This is a genomic window from Bacteroides sp. PHL 2737, from assembly GCF_004115325.2.
In the GTDB taxonomy this organism is placed as follows: Bacteria; Bacteroidota; Bacteroidia; order Bacteroidales; family Bacteroidaceae; genus Bacteroides; species Bacteroides hominis.
Window position 1 is genome coordinate 1140317 of sequence record NZ_CP040630.1, and the last position, 22103, is coordinate 1162419.

Consider the following 22103-nt stretch of genomic DNA (forward strand, 5'->3'; position numbering starts at 1 on the left):
GATGATTTGATTGTTATTGTTTTACATGAAGGTTCAATATCCGCCCGGCCTCGTTGACCTTTTGGGCGAACGGCAGGGATTTTCCGATACCGCTGGCGTTCCAATCCCGACAGTACGCCTCGATAGCTTCCTGATGGCTGCACCGCAATTCCCGCTTGTAGAGTTTCAGGGCTTCTTTCTCCGCCCGCTCGGTGGTGTAGGTCATGTAACACTCTCTTGGTTCTTCCACGCCGTACACGCCGCTGGTCGTCCCCCGGCGGATGAACACCTCTCGGAAGAAGCTGCGCCCTTCCTTGTTTTCCAGCCGGTTGATGGTGAATATCTTTTTGCAGTCCACGTCGGTAAGTCCGAGAATAGCCTTGATTTCATCGAACCGCTCGCGGAACTTGCTCTGGTCAAGCAGCATCACCACGTCGGAGTTGTTGATGATGGCTTCCTTGACGATAGGGCTGCCGATGATGTCCTGTATCTCCTGCGTCACCACGCCGACCGAGGCCCAGAACTTACGGGCCGTCTTGTACATAAACTTGATGTATTCGGCCATGAGCGGGCTGGCAATGGCCTTCCACGCTTCCTCTATGACCAGGACTTTGCGGTTCTTCTTGATACGCATCTTCTGTAAGAATACATCCATGATAATCAGTGTGACAAGAGGGAACAGGAGAGGATCATCCTTTATACTGTCAATTTCGAAGACGATGAACGTCTCATCGAACAATGAACTGTCCATGTTCTCGTTCAGCGTCTTTTCATGATTGCCGCCCCGATAGAAGTCCTTCATCATGTAACGGTACGTCGATATGTCGATGCCCGAAATATGGTTTTCGGCACAGATGTCGGGGATGCGCTGCACGGAAAATTCATAGAACGAGTTGAACGACAGCTCTTCCACTTTCAACTCCTTACGGCGGCGTTCCATCTCGTCGATCATGCGCTCGATACGCCCGGTCCGCTCTCCTTCGTCCTCGTCCTGCTTCTCGGCATGGTTACGGTCGTCGATGAGCAGCCCCTTACGCAAATCCTCCCGTTGCAGGGGTGTGAAGCCGTCGAACCCATTGAAATAAGTGTCGTAATACTCCGTGATGACCTGTTCTATCAGGCGGTCCTCTGTCTTTGTGACCGTACCCTGCGAGCCTTTCCAGATGAGCAGCACGAGGTTTTTCAGGAAGCCCGTCTTCTCCACATTCATTTCCGCCCGATTGATGCGGAATGGGTTCATCGTAATCGGTCTTTCCTCGGTATAGGAAATGTACTTGCCGCCGAGGTATTCGCAAAGTCCCTCGTAGCTGTTACCCGTATCGACCATCACCACGTCCGTTCCTTGCTCGTACAACTGGCGCACGACAGAGTTCATGTGGAAGCTCTTGCCGCTGCCCGAAGGACCGAGACAGAAAAAGTTCGAGTTGTCCGTCAGCTTGTTTTTCCCCTCCTTTCCCGTGATGTCGATAGCCACCGGCACGCCTTGGCGGTCTGTGTAGTAGATTTTCAGCGGTGTCTCCTCGCTGTGCTGTATGTGCTCCTTATACATCAGACACATCGCCGCGTCACCCAGCGTCAGGAAGCGGTCATAGTCCTCGTTCATGCCGTAACAGTTACCCGGAAACGAGTTCACGAACAGTTCCAGTTGGTTGTACGCCCTTTTGGAAATATGGATACCCATACGTCCGAAAGCATTCTCCAAGTGGTTCGTGCATTTTTGCAGGTCCGTATCGGCCGGTACGGCGACGATCAGGTTGAAATGGGTGTACACGAGCTGCTTGCTTTCCCGCGCGATGACCTCCTGCACCCGCTTGATGTCCTCCACGGCCATCTGGTTGCTCGGATTGGGAATACTGGCGTGCCGGTTCTTCTTTTTGTCCAGCAGGGCCAGTTCCCTTTTCTGGTTGGGCAGGAAGACAATCTGGTTATAGACGACCGTCTCCGCATTCGGAATGTTGTCGATGGCAGCCAGCAGGTCCACGGGCATATCCGTGTTATTGACCTCTATATTGGTGTAAGGCCGTATCAGTGAGGGCAGTGCGGCACAGTCCACATCGACAAGGCTATATACCTTGCAGCGTTTGTCGCCCATCGAGACCGTTTCGTCGTCCGCCTTGAAGTTGGTCATCGACACGATCCGCTCCTTGAAGTTCATGGCGAAATAGCGGTCCACGTATTCGCTCGCTTCGGCTTTGTTCAGGAACCTGGCCTGTACCCCGGCATCGTGCAGCTGGTCATGCACTTTGCGTATCTTGACCAGAAAGTCGCGCCACTTCTTGTTGTCGAACGAGAACAGGCGGCTCTTCTTCGCCTCCTGCGTGATGGTCAGGTAACACACGCTGTCCGTATAGTTACGCCCCTTGAAGTAACGGAAGTAGGCCGATGAGAGGAACTCGTGTTTGTCCCCCGTCTCGTTCTCGAACTGTTTCCGGATGAAGATGTCCTGTTTGTGCAGGGCATATCCTTCGCCGAGCGTCTGCGCGAGGGCGGTGAAAAGGTGCGTGAACTCGTAGTAGCTGTCGATGTTCGCACAGTATTTCTGCACGGGATTCTCTATTTTCAGGATGGCTGAATATTCGCCCGTCTTGGTGTACAGCACGCCCACGCCGTTCGTATCTTCCACAGAAAAATAGATGTCCTGAAAGATACGCTTACGCTTGCCTCCGGTACCGAACGCATAGACCGACAGGGCCATGCCGGCACACAAGGCGATAAAAAGTAGAATGATGTACAAGGTCATTTCAAAATACAATAAAAAAGGCCGGTCCACCCGGATTTCAGGCGGCCGGCCCGCGTTCAACATTCAACAAGACCACACGTTGCCCGTGATGGTTTTTCTTTTCTTCTCACAGTTTCTTCGAGTGGGCGTAGATATACACTCCGCGACCGTCTTTCTTGGTATGCAGCCCTTTCCGCTGTTTGAGCATGATAAGCGCAATACCCGTCGAGACGACCGCAACCAGCACGACCAGTCCGGCCACGAAACCCACGAGGCAGTAGGCGATGATAAATCCGACGATGGCTCCGCCGGCAACGCCCGCCGCCCAGTAGATGTAGCGTCCCTGAATACCCATGAACTCCAAAGGCCGTTGCAGGCCCTTGAACAGCGGGTAGTCGGGATAGCGTTCGTCCTTGCCTTTCATCGTGCGGGAGGGTTATGCGCCGATACCGAAGAACATCGGAAGTGCTTGTGCGGCAGCGATTAAGAAAATACATGCGCCAACGATCATCATAATCTTTTTCTTCACGTCCTGTTCCTCGTTGTTCATGGCGATGTACACCGAGATAGCGCCTACGATAGCCACTACACCGGCAATGGCGTAACACAGTTTGACCATGACGGGGACGTACTTGGCGATTTCCTCCGTCACGGTCGCCAGTGCGGTCGTACCGGCGGAGTAATCGCCTGCGGAGTTTTGGGCCATGACGGCCGTCGTGCCACACAGCAACATCAGTGTGAGCATCTGTACCTTTTTAGCAGAAAACATTCTTTTCATTTGTCTTTTTGTTTTTTGAAACATGATTATTTATTTTAGGGTAAGTATTGCAGTTCTTTCGAATCGTTATGGCGGCACCTCATTCCTGCATCCCGTTTCTATATGCGATAGCCGAAAAAGGCAGGAAAGACAAGGAAGGCACCGATCAGGAACAGGCACGCGCCCACAAGCGTTACGACGGACTTGGTAATACCGTCCTCGCCCGTGTTCATCTTTACGTAAATCTGGAATCCGGACACAATCACACAAATCCCGGCGATGGCACAACAGAGAGCTTGGACGTAGAACATCATCGTTACCACGTAGTCGTGCATCGTCGCCAGCGCATCCGCCCCCCAACTGTAATTCACGCTGCCACTTTTCGCCAGAGCCGAACAGGGGATGATGGAACAAAGCGCACATAGTATCTTCTTCGTTTTCGACATCTTACAGCTTATCTTTGACCGGTCTCCATTTCAGGCTGGGACGGTTGTCCAAGCGTCCTTTGGAAATCATTGCCTTATACATCTCTTCGTCGGTAAAGCCGTCGGACAGGTAGGGTGCGACCTTTTCCATCTGTGCCTCTGCCTTGGCTTTCAGCCGTTCGAGCCGATCCTTGGCTGTTCCATCTTTTTTCCCGGTGTCGCCGTTTTGGGCGGCAGGCGAAGCGGCAGGTACAGTCTCCGTGCCGTATGTTTCATTTCCGATTTTGAACCCGGTCTCGTTCTCCGAAACCTCGACACTCTCTTCCGTGGAATCCATCGGACCGAGGTCGAAAACTTCCTCGTCAGTCTTCTCCGTTCCCTTCTTTCCATACAGGTCACGGATGATATTGACCGCGAAATAGACGATGTACAGCACCGTCAGTACAAGGGCGAATATAAAGTATGAACCCATCTGTTTTTAAGTATGAAATTAAACTTTAATTGAACTTTGAAAGTACGGTTGCAAAGAAAAATATTATATTTGATGTAACAAAAACTCTTTATATCAAACAGTATTTTATTACATAGAAATAAGTTTGAAACACTAAAATTGAACTTTAATTTCATACTTTGAGGTATCGAAGCAGAAAAATCGGGCATAAAAAAAGCCCTCCGGGAGGAGAGCTTTCAAGGGAAAGGGTAACGATGATGCCTTACCGTTTCTTTCCGCGTAGGTAATCGTTCAGGTCCTTGTATTCGCGATAACGGGGTGCTTCGTTGCGTACACGCCCGCCATACATGCCGGCGATGGTCTCTTCCGTTTTCTGCCCTGCGAGATCATTGTCGAGATAACAGTGGATTTCCTCGTACACCTGCAAGTGTTCCAATGCTTTTTTCAGGTTGTTCACCGAGTTCATCACGAGGTAATCACAAGGTGCGTCGATGCAGACCGTATCATCACCCGCCTGTTTCAGCGTCAGGTAAGAGAGAAAATCCATGAAGCCCTCGAACACGCAAACACGGTTCTGTGTTTCACCATGAGATTGCCTGATGACAGAGATGTCCTTACACCGGATACAGCCCTTATAATAAGGATTGCGCACCTCGTACCCGCCCGCCGCGTTGCCGAAGGCAAGAGCGAAGTAGCGCCGTTTACGTAATTCATAATGGACCTCCCGGCAGAACATGCGGCCGATGTCCCCGTCGATTCCACGGGAATGAAGGTACGAGAGTAGCGCATGGTGCTGCAACGGCACGACGAGCACGTCCTTCATGTCAGCTTCGACGGGACGGGGTGTTGTCCCCGGAATCCGCACTCTTTGTATCGGGGCAGCATTTTCATGTCTCCCGATACAGGCAAGCACTTCGCTCACGCTGTTCGTCCGGTACAGGTATTTGCCCAGTTCCACAAGGTCGCCGCCCGTCGCTGCGCCAAAGTCATACCATTCGTTGAGCCGGTCGTTGACCTTGAACGACGGAGTGCGTTCATCGCGCAGCGGTGACAGATACCAGTATTGTTTTGATATCACACTCTGGGGATGGTAGCCGAGACTGGCGAGATAGTCCACGATACGCAGTTGTTTTGCTTCCGCTATGGTCATGTCATTTTCTTTTCACTTGTTTTCAAAAAACAGTTTACTTTGGTTTTTCTCCTATATATACCCGGACCAAAGTAAACTAAATTATTTTTCACCTTCCGCTTCCTCGCATTCTTCGTCGAAAAGCAGGGCTTCGGTCGGGGTCACATCGTAATAAAAGAGCTTGTCCCGTTTGACGATCAGCTTCAGGTTTTCCGTCAGGTATTGCAGCAGTTTTATCATGACGCTGCGTCCCCGTTTGAACCCGATAGCCTCATAGGAAGCCATGAGGGCCTGCAGCACGTTCTCGAAACCTTTGATGGGCCTGTCCCCGAAAGCGGCGGAAAGTGCCTCCCGGTGCTGTTCGATGGACAAATCCATGAAGCTGCTCCGGGCTTTCGGTCTTACACTGCCGTCAAACGAATAGTTATCCACCATGACCGGCAACCCTTCGTCATCAACGGAAAAGGCGAACGGTTTGAACTCCTTCTCGCGGATATGCAGCGCATGAACTTCACTGATAACGGGATTCTCCGCACTTTTGGTGATGACCAGCACCGTTTCCGCCTTATTGCTCATTTCCGTACCGATATGCCCGCGCACATTGTTGTCGCCCTTGTTCAGGTGTAGCACACAATGGATGTGCAGGTCGTATTTCGACGACCACTCCATCATCTTGTTGATGACCTCCACCGATTCGCTGGTGCTGTTGATGTCGAGCATCAGGTCGCGGATGCCGTCTATGATGACCAGCCCATACCCCTTGTTCTGACGCAGGGCATAGTCGATAACCCCGATACGGACGGCAGGAGTGTATTCCCGCAGGCAAATGAAATCGAGATTCTCGTTGTCCGTCGTGGTGGGCAGCCCCGCCAGGCGGAGAATGCGTTCCAACACGTTGTGGCAATGGAAACGGCTCTGTTCAGTGTCCACGTACAGAATCCTGCGTTTGCCTTCGGGCAGGTGCGCCCGATAGTTCAAGACCTGCCGGCCCGCCAGCGACGCGGCGACGATGGCCGAGACGTTGAACGTCTTTTTCGCCTTCGCCTTACCCGTCGAAGCGCTGAAATTACCGAGCGTCGCTATGGTGGAGTTGTCAATCCATATAATCTGGGGCGGAGTCTCGTAGGTGTCCGTGGCCTTTATTTGCGATGCCGTGAGGATATCCGACAGGCGGTTCTCGTCCAGCTCCGCCCACGAGTTACGGTCAGTTCTTTTTTCGTTTTCCATAGCGCTTCTGGTTAAAGAACGGTTGGGTTGCGGACACTTCCGTCGCCATACGCATGGCATCGTCCACCGTAGGTTCGTAGTTTTGCAAGAGCCACGCGTCCAGCTCTTCCTTCGCAAAGTAGAGCATCTTGCCGCGAGGCTTGTAGTGCGGGATTTCCTTGTTCGATGTGAGTTTGTACAACATACTTTCGGACACGCCGATATACATGCACGCCTCTTGAAAAGTGAAGACCTTCTTGGTCGTGTAAATGGTATTTTCCAGCAAAGCCACACGCTCCAACAGACCTTCCACCGGTTCCAACTTCTTGAGAACCGCTTCTATGGCGGTCAGCCGTTCGCTCAACCGCTCCATGAATGTTGTTCTGTTTTGCATAAAATACATGTTAAAATTAGACAATGGAGAGTTACCTCCGTTATGCAGCGCGCTAACGGAGGTCAAAGTTATGTGATGTGAACCGGACAGCCGGAAATACCGGCGTGATACTATGCACGTATCACGGCAATTGTCACTGTTTTATCTTTCACATACTTGGCTTTTTGGCACTTCGTGTTATATTTTCAGTCGGCTGACGGCTTTTCGTATGCCGAGGTTTGCCGATGTAATGTTGTTCCTCGCCGCAGACAGGGCGGACGAGAGGCTTGAAGCGGTAACGTATCTTGTGCCGTCTTTGGACAACAGGAACCGCCCCTTGTCGAGAACCGACTGCCAGTGAGGCAGGATGAAGGTGTTTTCGAGCAACGCGTCGAACAGGACCGCCACATGGCGGATATTGTTCACACGTATGCAGAAGCCCTTCTTGCAGGCAAAAAGCGCTTCCATGTCCTCGATGCGGAGTGTGGAAACGCAAAACAGATGATAAGCGTTGGCGCAAGCCACAATACCTGTCATCTGTTCACGGGAAAAATTACAACCGAAGGAGAGAGGTGGATCGTTTCTGGAATCTTCTATACGTGAAGAGCCGAACCATACTCCGGCAATGTCGTACTTTCGTTTCAAGGCCATGCACTCCTCGAAAGAAAATGTTTCTGCGGTAAAGAGGCTTTTGACGAGACTTGTGCAATCGATCAACAGCCCTCTGATGATATGGATGTTCATTTCATGGCAATTCCTGCAAACCGCACTGTTGCAGTCGATGTACCGGTGACTGTTTATAAAGTCATCCACATAGCGGCCATACCGTTTGCCGCCTGCCATGACGTCTTGAAGATAAAGCTCCCTCGCTTCGGAGAGCAATTCGTAAAATTCTTCCGCTACATCCTGTTCCGTAGCGAAGTGGTGCAGATGTGGTCTCCCTTCAAAAAAAGAGAGGACCTGTTGTTTTGTCCTTTCATGTCGAATTGTTTTTATGGGTTTATACTTATTATAATAGTGGCATTACTTCGACTATTTGAAAAGTCGGAGAAAAGCCGGAAATATTTACCTGTAAATTGAATTTGACATGTATAACTACATCAGTCGAATAGCCCGTTGACCAAATTGACTGCTTCGTCTTTTTTCTGGTTGATGATTTTGGCGTACACCTGTGTCATTCTCACGGAGGTATGACCAAGCAGCTTCGATACGGTATAGAGATCCGCACCGAGCGTCAGCATCATGGTCGCGAATGTGTGCCGGGCCGTGTGAAAAGTAAAACGCTTGGTGATTCCGGCCGCTTCGGCCCACGGCTTGAGATACTGGTTGATGTTTGAAGGCAAGCTGAACACATGGTCATCCGCCGCCTTGTCCTCACGCTCCGGCATCCACTTCAACGCCTCGTTGGAGAGTGGCAGGTAAATCGGTTCTTTGGTCTTCTGCATAGCCACCGCCAGACGGTATTGGCCGTTATCGACAAAGACATTCTTCCATTTCAGGCCGACAATATCGCTGATACGCAGTCCGCAGAAGCAGGAAAACAGATAGGCGTTTTTAACCCTCCCATCCTGTACCGGAGTGGCAATCAACGCCCGTACCTCTTCGATGGTCATATAGGACCGCACGCTCTCCGGCATTTTGGGCTTCTCCGATTTTTCCATTTCATTAAACGGATTTCTCAACAACCGTTTAGCCCGGACGGCAGCGTTCAGGGCACCGTTGAATATCTGATAATAGGTATTGCGTGTAGATGCTGCTATCGGCTTTCCTTTAGGGCGGAAGGTCGTCAGCATGTAGTCGATATAGCCTTGGCAAAAAGCGAGGTCAACCCGATCCAACAAAAACCTTTCCCCTGCATATTCTTTCAGGATATGGGTAACGGCCTTGATTTGACCGATGCCTTTCTTGTCGCGTTTCTCTTGGTACTCCAAATAGGTTTGCATCCAGTCCAGCAGATAAACCTTATCTGTATGGTTCACGATACCGGCTTCGCCGCTGGTCAGTTCGATAATGCGTTTCGACTTGATGGCATTCGCAGCGGCCATTGTTATTTCATTCTGCCGACGGGTATTGTTGTCCGTTCCCGGGATAAGATACAGCTTCAGGTACTCATATGTCCGCTTGCCATTGCGGTATATATCCAGATACAGACTTTTGCTGCCATCGGACAAATCCTTCATCCGAAGACGGATGGGCTCTTTTACTTTTTTAGGCTTCTTTATTCGTGGCATAATCGTATTCTTTCATTCGTTCTTTTTCGTATGCAAATGTACGAATTAAAACCGAAATCAAGAAACAAACAAGGAACAAAAATGTACCCAAAAAGAACTAATTAACAGAAAATAGCGAAAACAACTGAAAGAAACGATTTCTTTATAAATGTCTGATATAAAGCCTATTTACTTGTACTTATTTGGATTTTATTTTCATCTTTAATATGTCTGTTTGTTTATTGGCAATGATTAAAAGTAAGCAGTGCCTGCTTTATCCTCCTTTTGGTGATAAAGAGGACTTAGTTATTTCACGGGGATTTTTGAAGGAGTTGCAAGAACGCTTCTGTATAATTTAAGGTTTTTCTGTCAGATAAGCTTTTATTTTGCCATTTATACCTTGTCTGCAACCATATATCCTATTTTTAGATAAAGAGGAGTTGTTGTACTCTCTCTTTGCTTGTATCTTTGTGAGGTACGATTACTCTTAAAAAATACTGAGATGAACAGTATTAAACAATTAAACAATTCTCTTGATAGTTAACTGGTTGGGTAAAGCCGGAGCTTTTTGTGAAAAAACTCCGGCTATTTTGTCGGGGTACTTTTAAAGGTCATTTCTTTGATTTACTCTTTTATGTTTCACGTGACACAAAAAAAAGACCGAAGCTACTGCAACGGTCTTTTCAGAGTATGTATTGTGTTAGATCTTTAAGAGAGTAAAGTATTGGAGAATTATAGATTAGGGTTATCCATTGTAACAGTCATTTCCGGAGCCAGTATAAATTCTTGTTTCCGGTTATTCCATTTATAATAGTTTGTAGTAACAGTTTTGCCTTCGTATGTATAGCGAACGAGCAGATCATTTTCCCAGTTATTTTTATAGCTGTTCCATTTCATGGTCTGACTTTCAATCATACGTTTATTGGTATCGTATTTATAGTTGTATTTCATGTAATTGGCCAAAGAAGAACCTTCCATTTTATAAACGGTTTGTCCTACAAGCATGCCGTTTTCTTCTTCAGAGTTATAAATAAGATTGTTATCATAGTTCCGTGCACAAACTGTAATGCTGCTTACTAAAAGAACTGCTGATAATACTGCTGTTTTTAAAAATCCTGTTGTTTTCATGATATCTGTTTTTAAGTCTTTGAATTGTCAAATTTCCAATGTTAGTTGGTTTTAACGGCGACAAAGTTACATATAAAACGGATATAAATGCATAAAACCCGAAGTTTTTTATCATATTGTCAATTGTTGGCTTCCGGTTGAGATTACTTTTTGATTCATTTAATAGAAAAAAGATATCCGGCAGGTAGTTTGCCGGATATTTATATAAACAGTAAGTATTTTTAGATGCTTTTTAAGTAGCTTTCTGAATGAATGGTTAATGATTGTTATCAATGTGCTTGCAGCCAGTTTGTACCCCATCCGCAATCTGCTTTTAAAGGGACATGCATACGATAGGCTTTCTCCATTTCTTCAATAACCACTTGCTCTACTATCTCTTTTTCTTTTACCGGTACACTGAAGTTCAGTTCATCGTGTACTTGCAAAATCATTTTAGCTTTCAAGCCTTCAGCTTTAAAACGTTCATAAATACGGGCCATAGCAACTTTGATTATGTCCGCTGCACTTCCCTGTATCGGAGCATTGATTGCATTGCGTTCTGCATATCCCCGCACTACCGCATTGCGTGAGTTGATATCCGGCAGGAAGCGTTTGCGATGGAAAATGGTTTCAACATAGCCGTGTTCACGCGCCACTTGAATACTTTTGTCCATGTAGGCTTTTACTTGCGGATAAGTTTCAAAATAACCGTCTATCAGTTCTTTGGCTTCTTTGCGGTCTACATTCATACGTTCGGCCAAACCGAAAACGGAAATACCATAAATGATGCCGAAGTTGGCAGTCTTGGCTTTACGCCGCATGTCTGCAGTTACCTCCTTTATATCTACTTTATAGATCTTAGCCGCTGTAGCAGCATGAATATCATAGCCGCTGAGAAAAGCATCAATCATGTTTTTATCTTCGCTCAAGTGCGCCATTATACGTAATTCAATCTGTGAATAGTCGGCGGAAAAGAAGCTGCAACCGTCATCGGGAATAAAGGCTTTACGGATTTCTTTGCCATCTTCGTCCCGGATCGGAATGTTTTGCAGATTAGGGTTACTGGAACTTAGTCTTCCTGTTGCAGTAACAGTTTGATTGAATGAGGTATGTATGCGGCCTGTTCTTGGATTGATCAGTTGTGGAAGAGCATCGATGTAAGTGCTTAATAGTTTCTTTAGCCCTCGGTATTCCAGTATTTTACCGATAACATCATGTTTGTTGCGTAAGCTTTCTAAGACCTCTTCTGAGGTGACGTACTGTCCGGTCTTTGTTTTTTTAGCTTTTTCTACTATTTTCAATTTATCGAACAGTATTTCTCCTACCTGTTTGGGGGATGCAATGTTGAATTCTTCTCCGGCGAGGTTATAGATCTCTTTTTCGATACTCTGTAATCTTGTGGTGAAGTGCTCTGACGATTGTTTCAATGCTTCCGTATCTAAACGGACTCCGTTGCTTTCGATATTGACAAGAACGGGAACAAGAGGCATTTCTATTTCATAAAATAATTTCTCAGCATCATTCTTCTTTAATTCCTGTTCCAGGATATTTTTTAGCTTAAGCGTGACATCTGCATCTTCACAGGCATACAGATAAACATCTTTGGGAGAGAGGTCGCGCATGTTTTTTTGTCCTTTTCCTCTCGGCCCAATTAACTCTTCAATATGGATCGTCTGATAATGCAGGTAAATTTCTGCCAGATAGTCCATGTTATGCCGAAGCTCCGGTTGGAGTACATAATGTGCCACCATGGTATCAAAGAGTCTGCCTCGGATTTCAATGCCATAGTTCTGAAGAACGAGCATATCATACTTTATGTTTTGTCCAACCTTGAGTGACTTATCGTTTTTGAAAACAGATTCAAATTCCTGAACGATTTTAGTCGCTTCTTCTCGTCCCGCTGGTACCGGAATATAAAATGCCTGATTTTCGGCGATACTAAAGCTCATTCCGACCAACTCTGCATCCATCGGATCTGTTCCGGTTGTTTCCGTATCTAACGCAAGAATTTCTGATGTCAGCAATTTTTTAATTATTTCCTGTCTTTTTGATTCAGTATCAATGAGTTGATAGTCGTAGGTTAATGAATTTAAGCTTTCCAGATTTGATTTTTTCTCTTCAGTTGGAGTGTCGGGCGTAAATTCTTCGAATAGATTACCTTGAATGGGACTATTTTCTTGACTAAACAGTGGTCCGGCAGGAGAGGGGGACGGTGATGATTCTTTTTTGAATATCCGTTCCATCAATGTACGAAATTCCAGCTCCTCAAAGATTTTGCGGAGTGCTTCTTCGTCTGCTTGTTCGCGGACAAGTGAATTCATGTCGAGTTGGATCGGTACATCTATTTTAATTGTTGCCAGGAACTTTGAGAAAATGATCATTTCCCGGTTCGTTTCAACTTTTGTCTTCAATGCTCCCTTCAACTGATCGGTATGTTCAAGGAGATTTTCAATGCTGCCAAACTCAGCAATTAATTTCTGAGCTGTTTTTTCTCCTACTCCCGGGCATCCCGGAATATTATCGGAGGAGTCACCCATCAGTCCGAGCATATCGATAACCTGTGCCGGAGATTGGATATCGAATTTAGCTTTTACTTGTTCTATCCCCATTACCTCAAATTCCTTATCTCCATATTTGGGGCGATACATGAATACATGATCTGTTACCAGTTGACCATAATCTTTGTCGGGAGTCATCATGTAAGTGGTGATACCCTGTTTCCCGGCTTCTGTTGCCAAAGTCCCGATTACGTCATCTGCTTCGTATCCCGACACTTCGAGGATGGGAATTCGGTAAGCTCTGATGATATCTTTTATAATAGGTACGGAAAGGCGGATTGCTTCCGGAGTTTCTTCGCGTTGGGCTTTGTATTGCTCAAAAGCTTCGTGGCGGAACGTGGGGCCTGATGGGTCGAATGCAACTCCGATGTGAGTGGGGTTCTCTTTCTTCAATACTTCTTCCAGAGTGTTAACGAATCCCAGTATGGCCGATGTATTAAATCCCTTGGAATTAATGCGGGGATTTTTTATGAACGCATAGTACGCCCGATATATAAGAGCATAAGCATCTAAGAGGAACAGTTTGCTGTTTTGATTCATATTTTTCAGTTTTTTCATGGTAAAAGTACAAAAAAATACCGTATTAACCGTTTTATTATTACTTTTGTGCTCAAATAGTGTGTGCATGGATAGCTTATCTTTAATAAAGTCCCCGATTACTACGGAGCTGGAAGATTTCAAAAATCTGTTTGATAGTTCTCTGTCCAGTTCAAATCTTTTGCTTAATAATGTGATTGCTCACATCCGGCAGAGGAATGGTAAGATGATGCGCCCTATTCTTGTGTTGCTTGTAGCAAAGCTTTATGGAGAAATAAAGCCTGCTACTTTACATGCAGCTGTATCCCTTGAACTTCTTCATACGGCAAGTCTGGTGCATGATGATGTAGTGGACGAAAGCACGGAACGTCGTGGTCAACTGTCAGTAAATGCCATTTTTAATAATAAAGTAGCGGTATTGGTGGGGGATTTTCTTTTGGCAACGAGTCTGGTACATGCCGAGCGCACTCGCAACCATGATATTATCGGTGTGGTAGCATGTTTAGGACAAGATCTGGCAGAAGGAGAAATACTGCAACTTTCCAATGTCAGTAACCGGGAATATTCCGAAACGATTTATTTTGATGTTATCCGCAAGAAGACAGCTGCTCTTTTTGCAGCATGTACCAAGGCTGCAGCGCTTTCGGTAGAAATAACCGATGAAAAGGCTGAATTTGCGCGTCTTTTTGGCGAAAATATTGGAATCTGCTTCCAGATAAAAGATGATATTTTCGATTATTTTGAGAGTAAAGAGATTGGTAAACCTACCGGAAACGATATGCTGGAGGGTAAGTTGACTTTACCAGCATTGTATGTACTTAATACTACTAATGATGCATGGGCGCAGGAAATGGCTCTCAAAGTGAAGGATGGTACGGCTACAGTAGACGAAATAGCCCGTTTGATTGAGTTTATCAAACAAAACGGAGGGATAGAGTATGCCATAAAAGTAATGTACGAATATAAAGAACGCGCTCTTGATTTATTGCGTATACTCCCGGATTCGGCAGTAAAGACTGCCCTGATTACATATGTGGATTATGTCGTTGATCGAGATAAATAACTTTTTTATTTCAGTGTTCTTTTTTTCCATGGGCTTTCTTCATCTTCTGTCGCTTTTCGGTAGAGGCTAATATTTCTTTCCTGTTTTTCTTTTTCAGAAGCCTCCATTGCTTGTCCCAAAAGGAAACTTTTTCCTACTTCAGTCCAATTGCTAAAAGCTTGCATACATTGTTGGCCCGCCGAACAAATATAATTCCACGCAAGGTCTTCATTAATATATCCGGTATCGTAGGCTATCCGTACCAGGCATACCATTCTTCCCATATCCCATGCTAATACCCCTTTTTTTAAGTCTTCTTCTTTGATTTCAACAGCCTGACCAGCTTTTGTACAAGTGATAAAATTGTGTAGGTTGTTGCATTTTCGTATGAAAAGTTCAATGCCGAAAAAACGCTCCCGTAGTTTTTCCTCCAGTTCTTTGGGAGCATATTCTGACAGTAGAAAGGGTAGGAGAATACTGAATGAAGTACGGTCGCCTTCATCATGCAGGAAGTGAATCATTTCAATAACAGCCGTTTCGTTTTTGATTCTTGGACTTCTCTGAAGAAGTTTAGAGAGGGTTTCTTGGTTTGCTCCTGTTGTCAGACTATCTACATAGAAATGCTCTTGCAGACTTGGAATCAGACTGATAAATAATCCGGTTTCCTTTGCCTTGTCTAAACTCTCCCTTTGTTGGTTCCGGTTGAATTGTTGAAATAATGCCTGTTCTGTCATACTCTTGTTTATTTTAATTCTTTGTTAACCGAAAAGCGTGAGAACTGTTGCTCTGTATCTTTCCTGGGGCTTCGGCAAGCCGTTATGATGATACAAGCAACAGTCTCACGCTCCGTTCGATATATAACAAGAGTATATACGTGAAGGTGCGTGAGACCCGTTTGCTTATTACCTTTCATAACATGAATTTTGCCGAATTCCAGGAAAAAGATAATAATTGAAACGTTCTCTAATACAATGATTTAGCCTATTCTCTGTGGGCTAATATCAACGCAAAGATAGAAAAATCTTCTGACTTCTCTATAGGTAACTTTAGTTTTTCTTAAATAAAAATACCGTGTCACCCCACATTAATAAAGGGGACGACACGGCATGACATATTTGATTGCTAATGTAGCCTTTAGAAGAATTTTAGTTCTTCGCCTTTGATTTCAGACAGGAGCAGATTTGCCAAACGACTGGTTCCCAAACGGAACAGTTTGTTACTAAGCCATTCTTCACCTAATATCTCTTTTACAATGGTATAATAAATCAAGGCATCATTTACGCTGTTAATGCCGCCGGCCGGCTTAAAACCTATTTTATTTCCGGTTTGTTCGTGGTATTCTTTGATGGCCTGGCACATTACATAAGCTGCTTCCGGAGTTGCTGCCGGTTGCTGTTTTCCGGTGGATGTTTTGATGAAATCGGCTCCGGAATACATCGATAGGATAGAAGCTTTTTTAATGTTAGAGGCAGTCTTTAGAGCACCTGTTTCAAGGATTACTTTCAGATGATGTTCTTTGCAAGTTTCCTTTAGCTCCATAATTTCTTCACACATCGTTTCGTAGTCACCGTTTAGAAATGCCCCTACAGGAATCACGATATCTATTTCGTCGGCTCCGTCAGCTACTGCCATTGCGGTTTCTGCTATCTTTATTTCAGTAAATGTTTGCGAAGAGGGGAATCCTCCTGATACGCAAGCGATATTTACACCTTCCACCTCGAGTGTATCTTTTACCACCTGTGCAAAATTAGGATATACACAGATTGCCGCAACGTTCTTCAGATCAGGAAATTCATTATCGAACTGATTCACTTTTTCAGTGAATCTCATGACACTTTCATCGCTGTCTGTCGTATTGAGTGTGGTCAGATCAATACAGTTGAAAAGGAATTTTTTTACCTCCTCCGTATTGTTCTCCGGTACTTTTTTATCAATTAATGCTGCAACTTGAGCCTGTACGTCAGCATCGTTCAGTTGCGTGTTGTACTTAGCCAAAGCGGTCAGGTACTTGTCTTGAGGAGTATCATTCATTTCCATGTTCTCTCAGTTTTGGATTGTTGATATGTCTTTTATTATCTCTTTGAGTTTTCTTTTCCAGATTTCGTGCAAATGCCTCTGTGAGGTTTACGCCGGTTTGGTTCGCGATACACAGGAGCACCCAGAGTACGTCTGTTATTTCATCACTGATGTTGTCTTTTTCGCCTTCCTTAAAAGATTGATCGCCATATTTGCGAGCCATAATGCGGGCCAATTCGCCTACTTCTTCCGTGAGAACAGCCATATTGGTCAGTTCGCTGAAATAACGTACACCGTATTCGTGTATCCACGAATCGACGGCTTTCTGTGCTTCTTCTAATGTCATTATTCCTTGTTTTTGGTATCAATACAAATAGTTACAGGCCCATCGTTCAATAATTCTACTTTCATATCGGCTCCGAATTCTCCTGTTCCCACTTCCTTCCCTAATGCACAACTCAAATCTTTGCAGAATTGTTCATAAAGCGGGATTGATATTTCCGGTTTGGCGGCCTTAATATAGGATGGACGATTTCCTTTTTTTGTAGATGCGTGTAGTGTAAACTGACTGATTACCAATATATCACCTCCTGCATCTAAGATTGATTTATTCATAACTCCGTTTTCGTCATCAAAGATGCGGAGATTTACGATTTTCTTGCACAGCCAGTCAATATCCTCCTGTCCGTCCGTATCTTCAATACCTGTCAGAATCATCATTCCTTCCCGAATTGCGGATTTACAGTGTCCGTCAATTGTGACTGAAGCGTGGCTGACGCGTTGTATAACTACTCTCATTCAAATTATATTGCTTAATCTTTACTATTGCAAAGATAGCTATTTTTAGCGATTATTGAGACCCTCTTTTACGATTTTTGCCTTCGATTCACCTATTACCGTGGCCACTTCTTCCATAGAAGCTTCTTTGATACGTTTTACGCTTTTGAACTCTTTCAGCAGGAGGGTTTTCGTTTTCTCCCCGATTCCCTTGATGCTGTCCAGAGCGGATGATACCTGTCGTTTGCTACGTTTGTCTCTATGGAAAGTAATGGCGAAGCGGTGTACTTCATCCTGGATCTGTTCCAATAGCCGGAATAAAGGGCTATGCTGTTTGATGCCGATTGTTTGAGGTGGGAAACCGAAAAGCACTTCAGAAGTTCGGTGTTTGCGGTCTTTGGCAAGCCCGGCAATAGGGATGTCCAGTTGCAACTCTTCCATTACTTGTCTGACTACCTCCATTTGCCCCTTTCCACCGTCAGTGATAATCAGGTCGGGCAGGGGAGATTCTTCCTCTAAGACGCGTTGGTATCGTCTTCTGACAACCTCTTTCATTGAGGCATAATCATCGGCACCTACAACTGTTTTGATATTGTATTTTCTGTAATCGTTCTTTGATGGCTTTGCTTTTTTAAAGACTACGCAGGCTGCCACTGCATCTGTCCCCTGGATATTTGAGTTATCAAAACATTCTATTTGCATCGGCAATCTGTCCAGATGTAGCTCCTGCTGAATCTCCTTCATCAGACGCATACTGCGTTGTTCGGGATTCAGTTTTTCAGCTTGCTTCATCCTGTCAGCCTTATATTGTTTTACGTTGAGTAGAGATAGTTCCAGCAGCTTCTTTTTATCGCCTCGCTGAGGTATGGTGAATGTGACGTTGTTCAACTCCATTTCTATATCGAAAGGAACGATAATCTCACGCGAAGCGCTTTTGTAACGTTCTCTCATTTCGATAATGCCCAATGTGAGCAGTTCTTCTTTTGTTTCATTCAGTTTCTTCTTGTACTCAAAAGTGAAAGCCTGATTGATAGCTCCGTTGGTGATATGGAGATAGTTGATGAAAGCTGATTTCTCACCGTCTTCTTCGATCGAGAATACATCTATGTTATGCAGTACCGAACTGACAACCTCGGATTTCGAACGGTAATTTTCTATTAATGCGTATTTTTCTTTCACCTTTTGTGCTTCCTCGAATTTCATTTCAGCGGCTAATTCCTGCATCTGTTGGTACAGCATTTTGCTTATTTCCTGAGTATTCCCTTTAAGGATCTCTTTTATTTCAGAGATGTTTTTCAGGTATTCTTCTTGTGATTGCAGTCCGATGCATGGTCCGGCACAGTTCTTGATGTGATATTCAAGGCATACATTGAACTTCCCTGCGCGAATATTCTCAGGTGAAAGGTTTAGGTTACATGTGCGTAAAGGGTATAAATGCTTTATCAAATCGAGTACGGCATGCATGGACGGAGCGTGACTATATGGGCCGTAATAGGATGAACCGTTTCGGATGATACGCCTGGTTTTGAATACTCTTGGAAAGTATTCGTTCTGTACACAGATGGACGGATATGTTTTATCGTCTTTCAGCAGGACATTGTAACGCGGCTTATACTTCTTGATCAGGTTATTTTCAAGCAGTAACGCGTCTTCCTCTGAATTTACCACGATGTAGCGTATGTCTGCGATCTTGCTTACTAATACACGGGTTTTTCCGGGTTGATGTTCTTTGCTGAAATAGGAATTAACTCTTCGTTTCAGGTTTTTTGCTTTTCCTACATAGATAATGGTGCCTTCGGCATTCAGATATTGATAAATGCCGGGCTTTTCAGGAAGGTTTGAAACAATCCCTTTTAAGTATTCGCTGGTTTTAAGTTCTTGATCTGTATCCATAAAAAAGGGCATAGTGATTATCACTATGCCCTGCAAATATATTCATTTTATTTATAACGACAATACGGATTGTACCTCTACGTCTTTGTCGTTTTCGAATACTTTTTCCCCATTCAACTCTTTTAATTCAATAATGAAGTTGATATATACTTTCTTCGGATGGAGTTTCTTCACGAGATTACAGGCAGCTTTCATTGTACCTCCGGTTGCCAGCAGGTCATCGTGCAATAATACTACATCATTTTCGTTCAAGGCGTCTTTATGTATCTGCACTGTATCTTTGCCGTATTCTTTGTCATAGCTTTCTTCCATTGTCTCGGCAGGGAGTTTCCCGGGTTTACGGATGGGTATGAATCCTGCTCCAAGGCGGGTTGCGAGAATCGGGCCCATAATAAAGCCCCGTGATTCGATACCTACTACCTTGGTGATCCCTTTATCTTTGTACATTTCGTACATAATATCCGAGAGTTCCTGGAGGCGCTCCGGGTCTTTGAACAGTGTAGTGACATCATAGAATAAAATTCCGGGTATTGGGAAATCCGGTATTTCCCGGATGCTTTTTTTAAGCTTCTCTTTGCTCATAATCATTGTTTTATATCGTTTCTTTAAATGTTTTGTTTCACGTGAAACGCAAGTGCCCTATCGTCCGGAAAGGACCAGTAATACGTTGATGTCGCTTGGCGAAACACCGGGAATCCGGCTTGCTTGCGCTATTGTTTCGGGATCGATTTTCTTAAGCTTCTGCCGGGCTTCAGTCGAAAGTGATTGAAGATTGTCATAATCGAACTTGCCTTTTATCTTAATACTTTCAAGTCTCGCCAACTTGTCAGCGATGATGCGTTCCCGTCCAATGTAGCCTTCATATTTGATTAGAATTTCTGCAGCTTCCAGAATTTCGTCTTTCCTTTCATCTGTGATTTTTTCTAATTCGCGTTTAAATGCCGGTATGTGTTCGGAGATGTTCTCTATTGTAATCTGCGGACGATTAATCAAATCAATCAACTTGCATCCGTGGCGTAGGGGAGTAGTCCCTAATTTTTCAAGTGCATCGTTTATTAATGCAGCTTTAATTGAATAGTTACGGGCAAAGTTTACGATGCTTTCTATTGCTTCACGCTTGCTCTTTAATAAAGCATAGCGGTCCTCTTTTACTAACCCCAATTTGTATGCTCTTTCTGTGAGTCGCATATCTGCATCGTCCATGCGAAGAAGAATGCGATATTCGGCTCGTGAAGTAAACATGCGATAAGGTTCGTCAACTCCTTTAGTCACGAGGTCATCGATTAATACGCCAATATATGCTTCATCTCTTGCTAAGGTGAAAGGCTCCCCGCCATGGCAATTGATGTGTGCATTAATACCTGCAATGATACCTTGTCCGCCGGCTTCTTCATATCCGGTAGTACCATTTACTTGTCCGGCGAAGAAGAGATTTCTGATTTTCTTCGATTCCAACGTGTGTTTTAGTTGTGTCGGATCGAAGTAGTCGTATTCGATTGCGTATCCCGGTCGATAAATAACGAGGTCTTTGAAAGCGGGAACCTTCTTCAGTGCTTTTATCTGTATATCCATCGGCAAAGATGAAGAGAATCCATTCAGATATAATTCCTGCGTAGTTTCTCCTTCCGGTTCAAGGAATAACTGGTGCTGTTCTTTATCGGGAAAGGTTACGATCTTTGTTTCGATACTCGGGCAATAGCGTGGTCCGATACTTTGTATTTGCCCGTTGAAAAGGGGAGAATCGGATAGGCCGTTGCGCAGAATGTCATGTACTTCTTCATTTGTAAAGCATGTCCAGCATTGCAATTGCTTAAGATGTCGCACACTGGTATTCATGAATGAGAATTTGTGGAAGTCGCATTCGCCATCCTGAGTGTCCATCAGTTCGTAATGTACGCTTCTTCCGTCAATACGTACAGGAGTGCCGGTCTTCATTCGTCCGTATTCAACGCCATGTTTCGCGATGGATTCGGTTAATTCGTAAGAGGCCGGTTCTGCCATACGTCCACCCGGAAGTTTTGTTTTTCCGACATGCATCAGTCCGTTCAGGAAAGTTCCTGCGGTCAATACGATACATTTGGCGTGAAACGTCACATCCCAGAAAGTCTTCAGTCCCACAACCTCTCCGTTTTCAACGATAATTTCCTTTACGGTATCCTGCCAGATATGTAAATTAGGTATATTTTCTAATATTTCACGCCAGGCCCAGATAAATTTATTCCGGTCGCACTGTGCACGCGGGCTCCACATAGCCGGTCCTTTCGAACGATTTAGTATACGGAACTGGATAGCTGTCTGATCTGTTACCAATCCCATGTAGCCACCCAAAGCATCTATCTCACGTACAATCTGTCCTTTAGCAATCCCCCCTACAGCAGGGTTACAGCTCATTTGCGCCACCTTGTTCATATCCATAGTGATAAGACAGGTTTTTGAGCCTAAATTTGCTGCCGCTGCAGCAGCCTCACAGCCTGCATGTCCAGCACCAATTACAATAACGTCGTACTTAAAATCCATTGAATCAATGTTTATTTCTTAACCGCGCAAAGTTACGAAAAAGTTGCCAGTTGCGGGTTTTATGCAATAAGTTTTAAGTGTTTATAGGTATCACAAACCAATGATTTAATTTATCGATAAGATCTTAATTTTGCCTTTTTACTGTCAAAACGTTTGTGATTTGAACGTTTTAAAAAACGCTATTTGGGACGAAATACTCTTGATAGCTAAAAATATGAGCAATTGGGGTTCTTTTGGAGCGCAGGCGGTCAAATGAAGTTAACTTCATACCTTCGGGAAGTTAACTTTTTGTTGATAAGATACTAATTCTTTCCAAGTACGAAGTTAACATCGTATTAACATGAAGTTAGGTTTTTGTTAAAAGAGGATGAACTTTACACTCAATAAGCTATTTAATAGTGTAAAAA

The 22103-nt window shown here is 44.8% G+C and carries 20 protein-coding genes and 1 pseudogene; 2 read left to right on the forward strand and 19 right to left on the reverse strand.

All coding sequences use genetic code 11. The annotated features are described in order from the left end of the window. Nucleotides 1–13: 13 nt before the first annotated feature. The 10 genes from DBK98_RS04870 to DBK98_RS04915 form a co-directional block, all read right to left on the reverse strand. Entirely contained in the window at nt 14–2719 is a 2706-nt protein-coding gene (locus tag DBK98_RS04870; RefSeq protein WP_080783882.1) for a helicase HerA domain-containing protein, read from the reverse strand. Between the two features lie 106 nt (nt 2720–2825). After that, nucleotides 2826–3122, reverse strand: coding sequence for a DUF4133 domain-containing protein (locus tag DBK98_RS04875; RefSeq protein ID WP_007569249.1), 297 nt, complete (start codon nt 3120–3122; stop codon nt 2826–2828). A 12-nt stretch (nt 3123–3134) separates the two neighbouring features. Then, nucleotides 3135–3500, reverse strand: coding sequence for a DUF4134 domain-containing protein (locus tag DBK98_RS04880; protein WP_007569248.1), 366 nt, complete (start codon nt 3498–3500; stop codon nt 3135–3137). Nucleotides 3501–3574: 74 nt separating this feature from the next. Then, nucleotides 3575–3901: a DUF4134 domain-containing protein gene (locus DBK98_RS04885; protein WP_004289321.1), complete on the reverse strand. Its 327-nt coding sequence runs from the start codon at nt 3899–3901 to the stop codon at nt 3575–3577. Nucleotide 3902: 1 nt separating this feature from the next. Continuing rightward, nucleotides 3903–4352 (reverse strand): hypothetical protein, encoded by a 450-nt coding sequence (locus DBK98_RS04890; RefSeq protein ID WP_007569247.1) that lies wholly within the window; start codon nt 4350–4352, stop codon nt 3903–3905. Between the two features lie 241 nt (nt 4353–4593). Beyond that, complete coding sequence (locus DBK98_RS04895; protein ID WP_007569241.1) at nt 4594–5481, reverse strand: toprim domain-containing protein; 888 nt, start codon at nt 5479–5481, stop codon at nt 4594–4596. A gap of 81 nt (nt 5482–5562) precedes the next feature. After that, nucleotides 5563–6687 (reverse strand): AAA family ATPase, encoded by a 1125-nt coding sequence (locus DBK98_RS04900; protein WP_007569240.1) that lies wholly within the window; start codon nt 6685–6687, stop codon nt 5563–5565. Beyond that, nucleotides 6665–7039: a helix-turn-helix domain-containing protein gene (locus tag DBK98_RS04905; protein WP_004294465.1), complete on the reverse strand. Its 375-nt coding sequence runs from the start codon at nt 7037–7039 to the stop codon at nt 6665–6667. The genes DBK98_RS04900 and DBK98_RS04905 overlap by 23 nt, the downstream gene beginning before the upstream one ends. A 198-nt stretch (nt 7040–7237) precedes the next feature. Then, a complete protein-coding gene (locus tag DBK98_RS04910; RefSeq protein WP_044301893.1) occupies nt 7238–7882 on the reverse strand; it encodes a hypothetical protein in 645 nt (214 codons plus the stop codon). Nucleotides 7883–8139: 257 nt separating this feature from the next. After that, the gene (locus DBK98_RS04915; RefSeq protein ID WP_007569236.1) at nt 8140–9270 is read right to left on the reverse strand and encodes a site-specific integrase; all 1131 of its coding nucleotides are present in this window, start codon (nt 9268–9270) and stop codon (nt 8140–8142) included. 218 nt (nt 9271–9488) lie between these two features. Between DBK98_RS04915 and DBK98_RS23145 the strand changes: the two are divergent. Continuing rightward, nucleotides 9489–9608 (forward strand): annotated as a pseudogene (locus tag DBK98_RS23145) (DNA-binding response regulator); the annotation flags it as partial. 373 nt (nt 9609–9981) lie between these two features. On the opposite strand, the gene DBK98_RS04920 reads toward DBK98_RS23145, so the two are convergent. Next, complete coding sequence (locus DBK98_RS04920; RefSeq protein WP_005779642.1) at nt 9982–10377, reverse strand: DUF3836 domain-containing protein; 396 nt, start codon at nt 10375–10377, stop codon at nt 9982–9984. Nucleotides 10378–10646: 269 nt separating this feature from the next. Then, a complete protein-coding gene (gene polA / locus DBK98_RS04925) occupies nt 10647–13454 on the reverse strand; it encodes a DNA polymerase I (protein WP_022011642.1) in 2808 nt (935 codons plus the stop codon). An 85-nt stretch (nt 13455–13539) separates the two neighbouring features. On the opposite strand from polA, the gene DBK98_RS04930 reads away from it, so the two are divergent. After that, nucleotides 13540–14514 (forward strand): polyprenyl synthetase family protein, encoded by a 975-nt coding sequence (locus DBK98_RS04930; RefSeq protein WP_022011643.1) that lies wholly within the window; start codon nt 13540–13542, stop codon nt 14512–14514. Between the two features lie 5 nt (nt 14515–14519). Here the strand turns inward: DBK98_RS04930 and DBK98_RS04935 are convergent, their stop codons facing one another. The 7 genes from DBK98_RS04935 to mnmG form a co-directional block, all read right to left on the reverse strand. After that, entirely contained in the window at nt 14520–15227 is a 708-nt protein-coding gene (locus tag DBK98_RS04935) for a DUF1266 domain-containing protein (protein ID WP_005779637.1), read from the reverse strand. A gap of 400 nt (nt 15228–15627) precedes the next feature. Then, nucleotides 15628–16530 (reverse strand): deoxyribose-phosphate aldolase, encoded by a 903-nt coding sequence (deoC, locus tag DBK98_RS04940; protein ID WP_005812349.1) that lies wholly within the window; start codon nt 16528–16530, stop codon nt 15628–15630. Beyond that, a complete protein-coding gene (locus DBK98_RS04945) occupies nt 16517–16855 on the reverse strand; it encodes a nucleotide pyrophosphohydrolase (protein ID WP_005779634.1) in 339 nt (112 codons plus the stop codon). The genes deoC and DBK98_RS04945 overlap by 14 nt, the downstream gene beginning before the upstream one ends. Then, nucleotides 16855–17307 carry a D-aminoacyl-tRNA deacylase gene (gene dtd / locus DBK98_RS04950; protein WP_005779633.1) on the reverse strand — a complete coding sequence of 151 codons (453 nt, stop codon included), beginning with the start codon at nt 17305–17307 and terminating at the stop codon, nt 16855–16857. Before dtd ends, DBK98_RS04945 begins: the two co-directional genes overlap by 1 nt. A 45-nt stretch (nt 17308–17352) precedes the next feature. After that, a complete protein-coding gene (gene uvrC / locus DBK98_RS04955; protein WP_032536493.1) occupies nt 17353–19179 on the reverse strand; it encodes an excinuclease ABC subunit UvrC in 1827 nt (608 codons plus the stop codon). Between the two features lie 51 nt (nt 19180–19230). Continuing rightward, entirely contained in the window at nt 19231–19767 is a 537-nt protein-coding gene (locus tag DBK98_RS04960; RefSeq protein ID WP_022011645.1) for an adenine phosphoribosyltransferase, read from the reverse strand. Nucleotides 19768–19818: 51 nt separating this feature from the next. Continuing rightward, nucleotides 19819–21696 (reverse strand): tRNA uridine-5-carboxymethylaminomethyl(34) synthesis enzyme MnmG, encoded by a 1878-nt coding sequence (mnmG, locus tag DBK98_RS04965; protein ID WP_005812343.1) that lies wholly within the window; start codon nt 21694–21696, stop codon nt 19819–19821. Between the last annotated feature and the right edge of the window lie 407 nt (nt 21697–22103).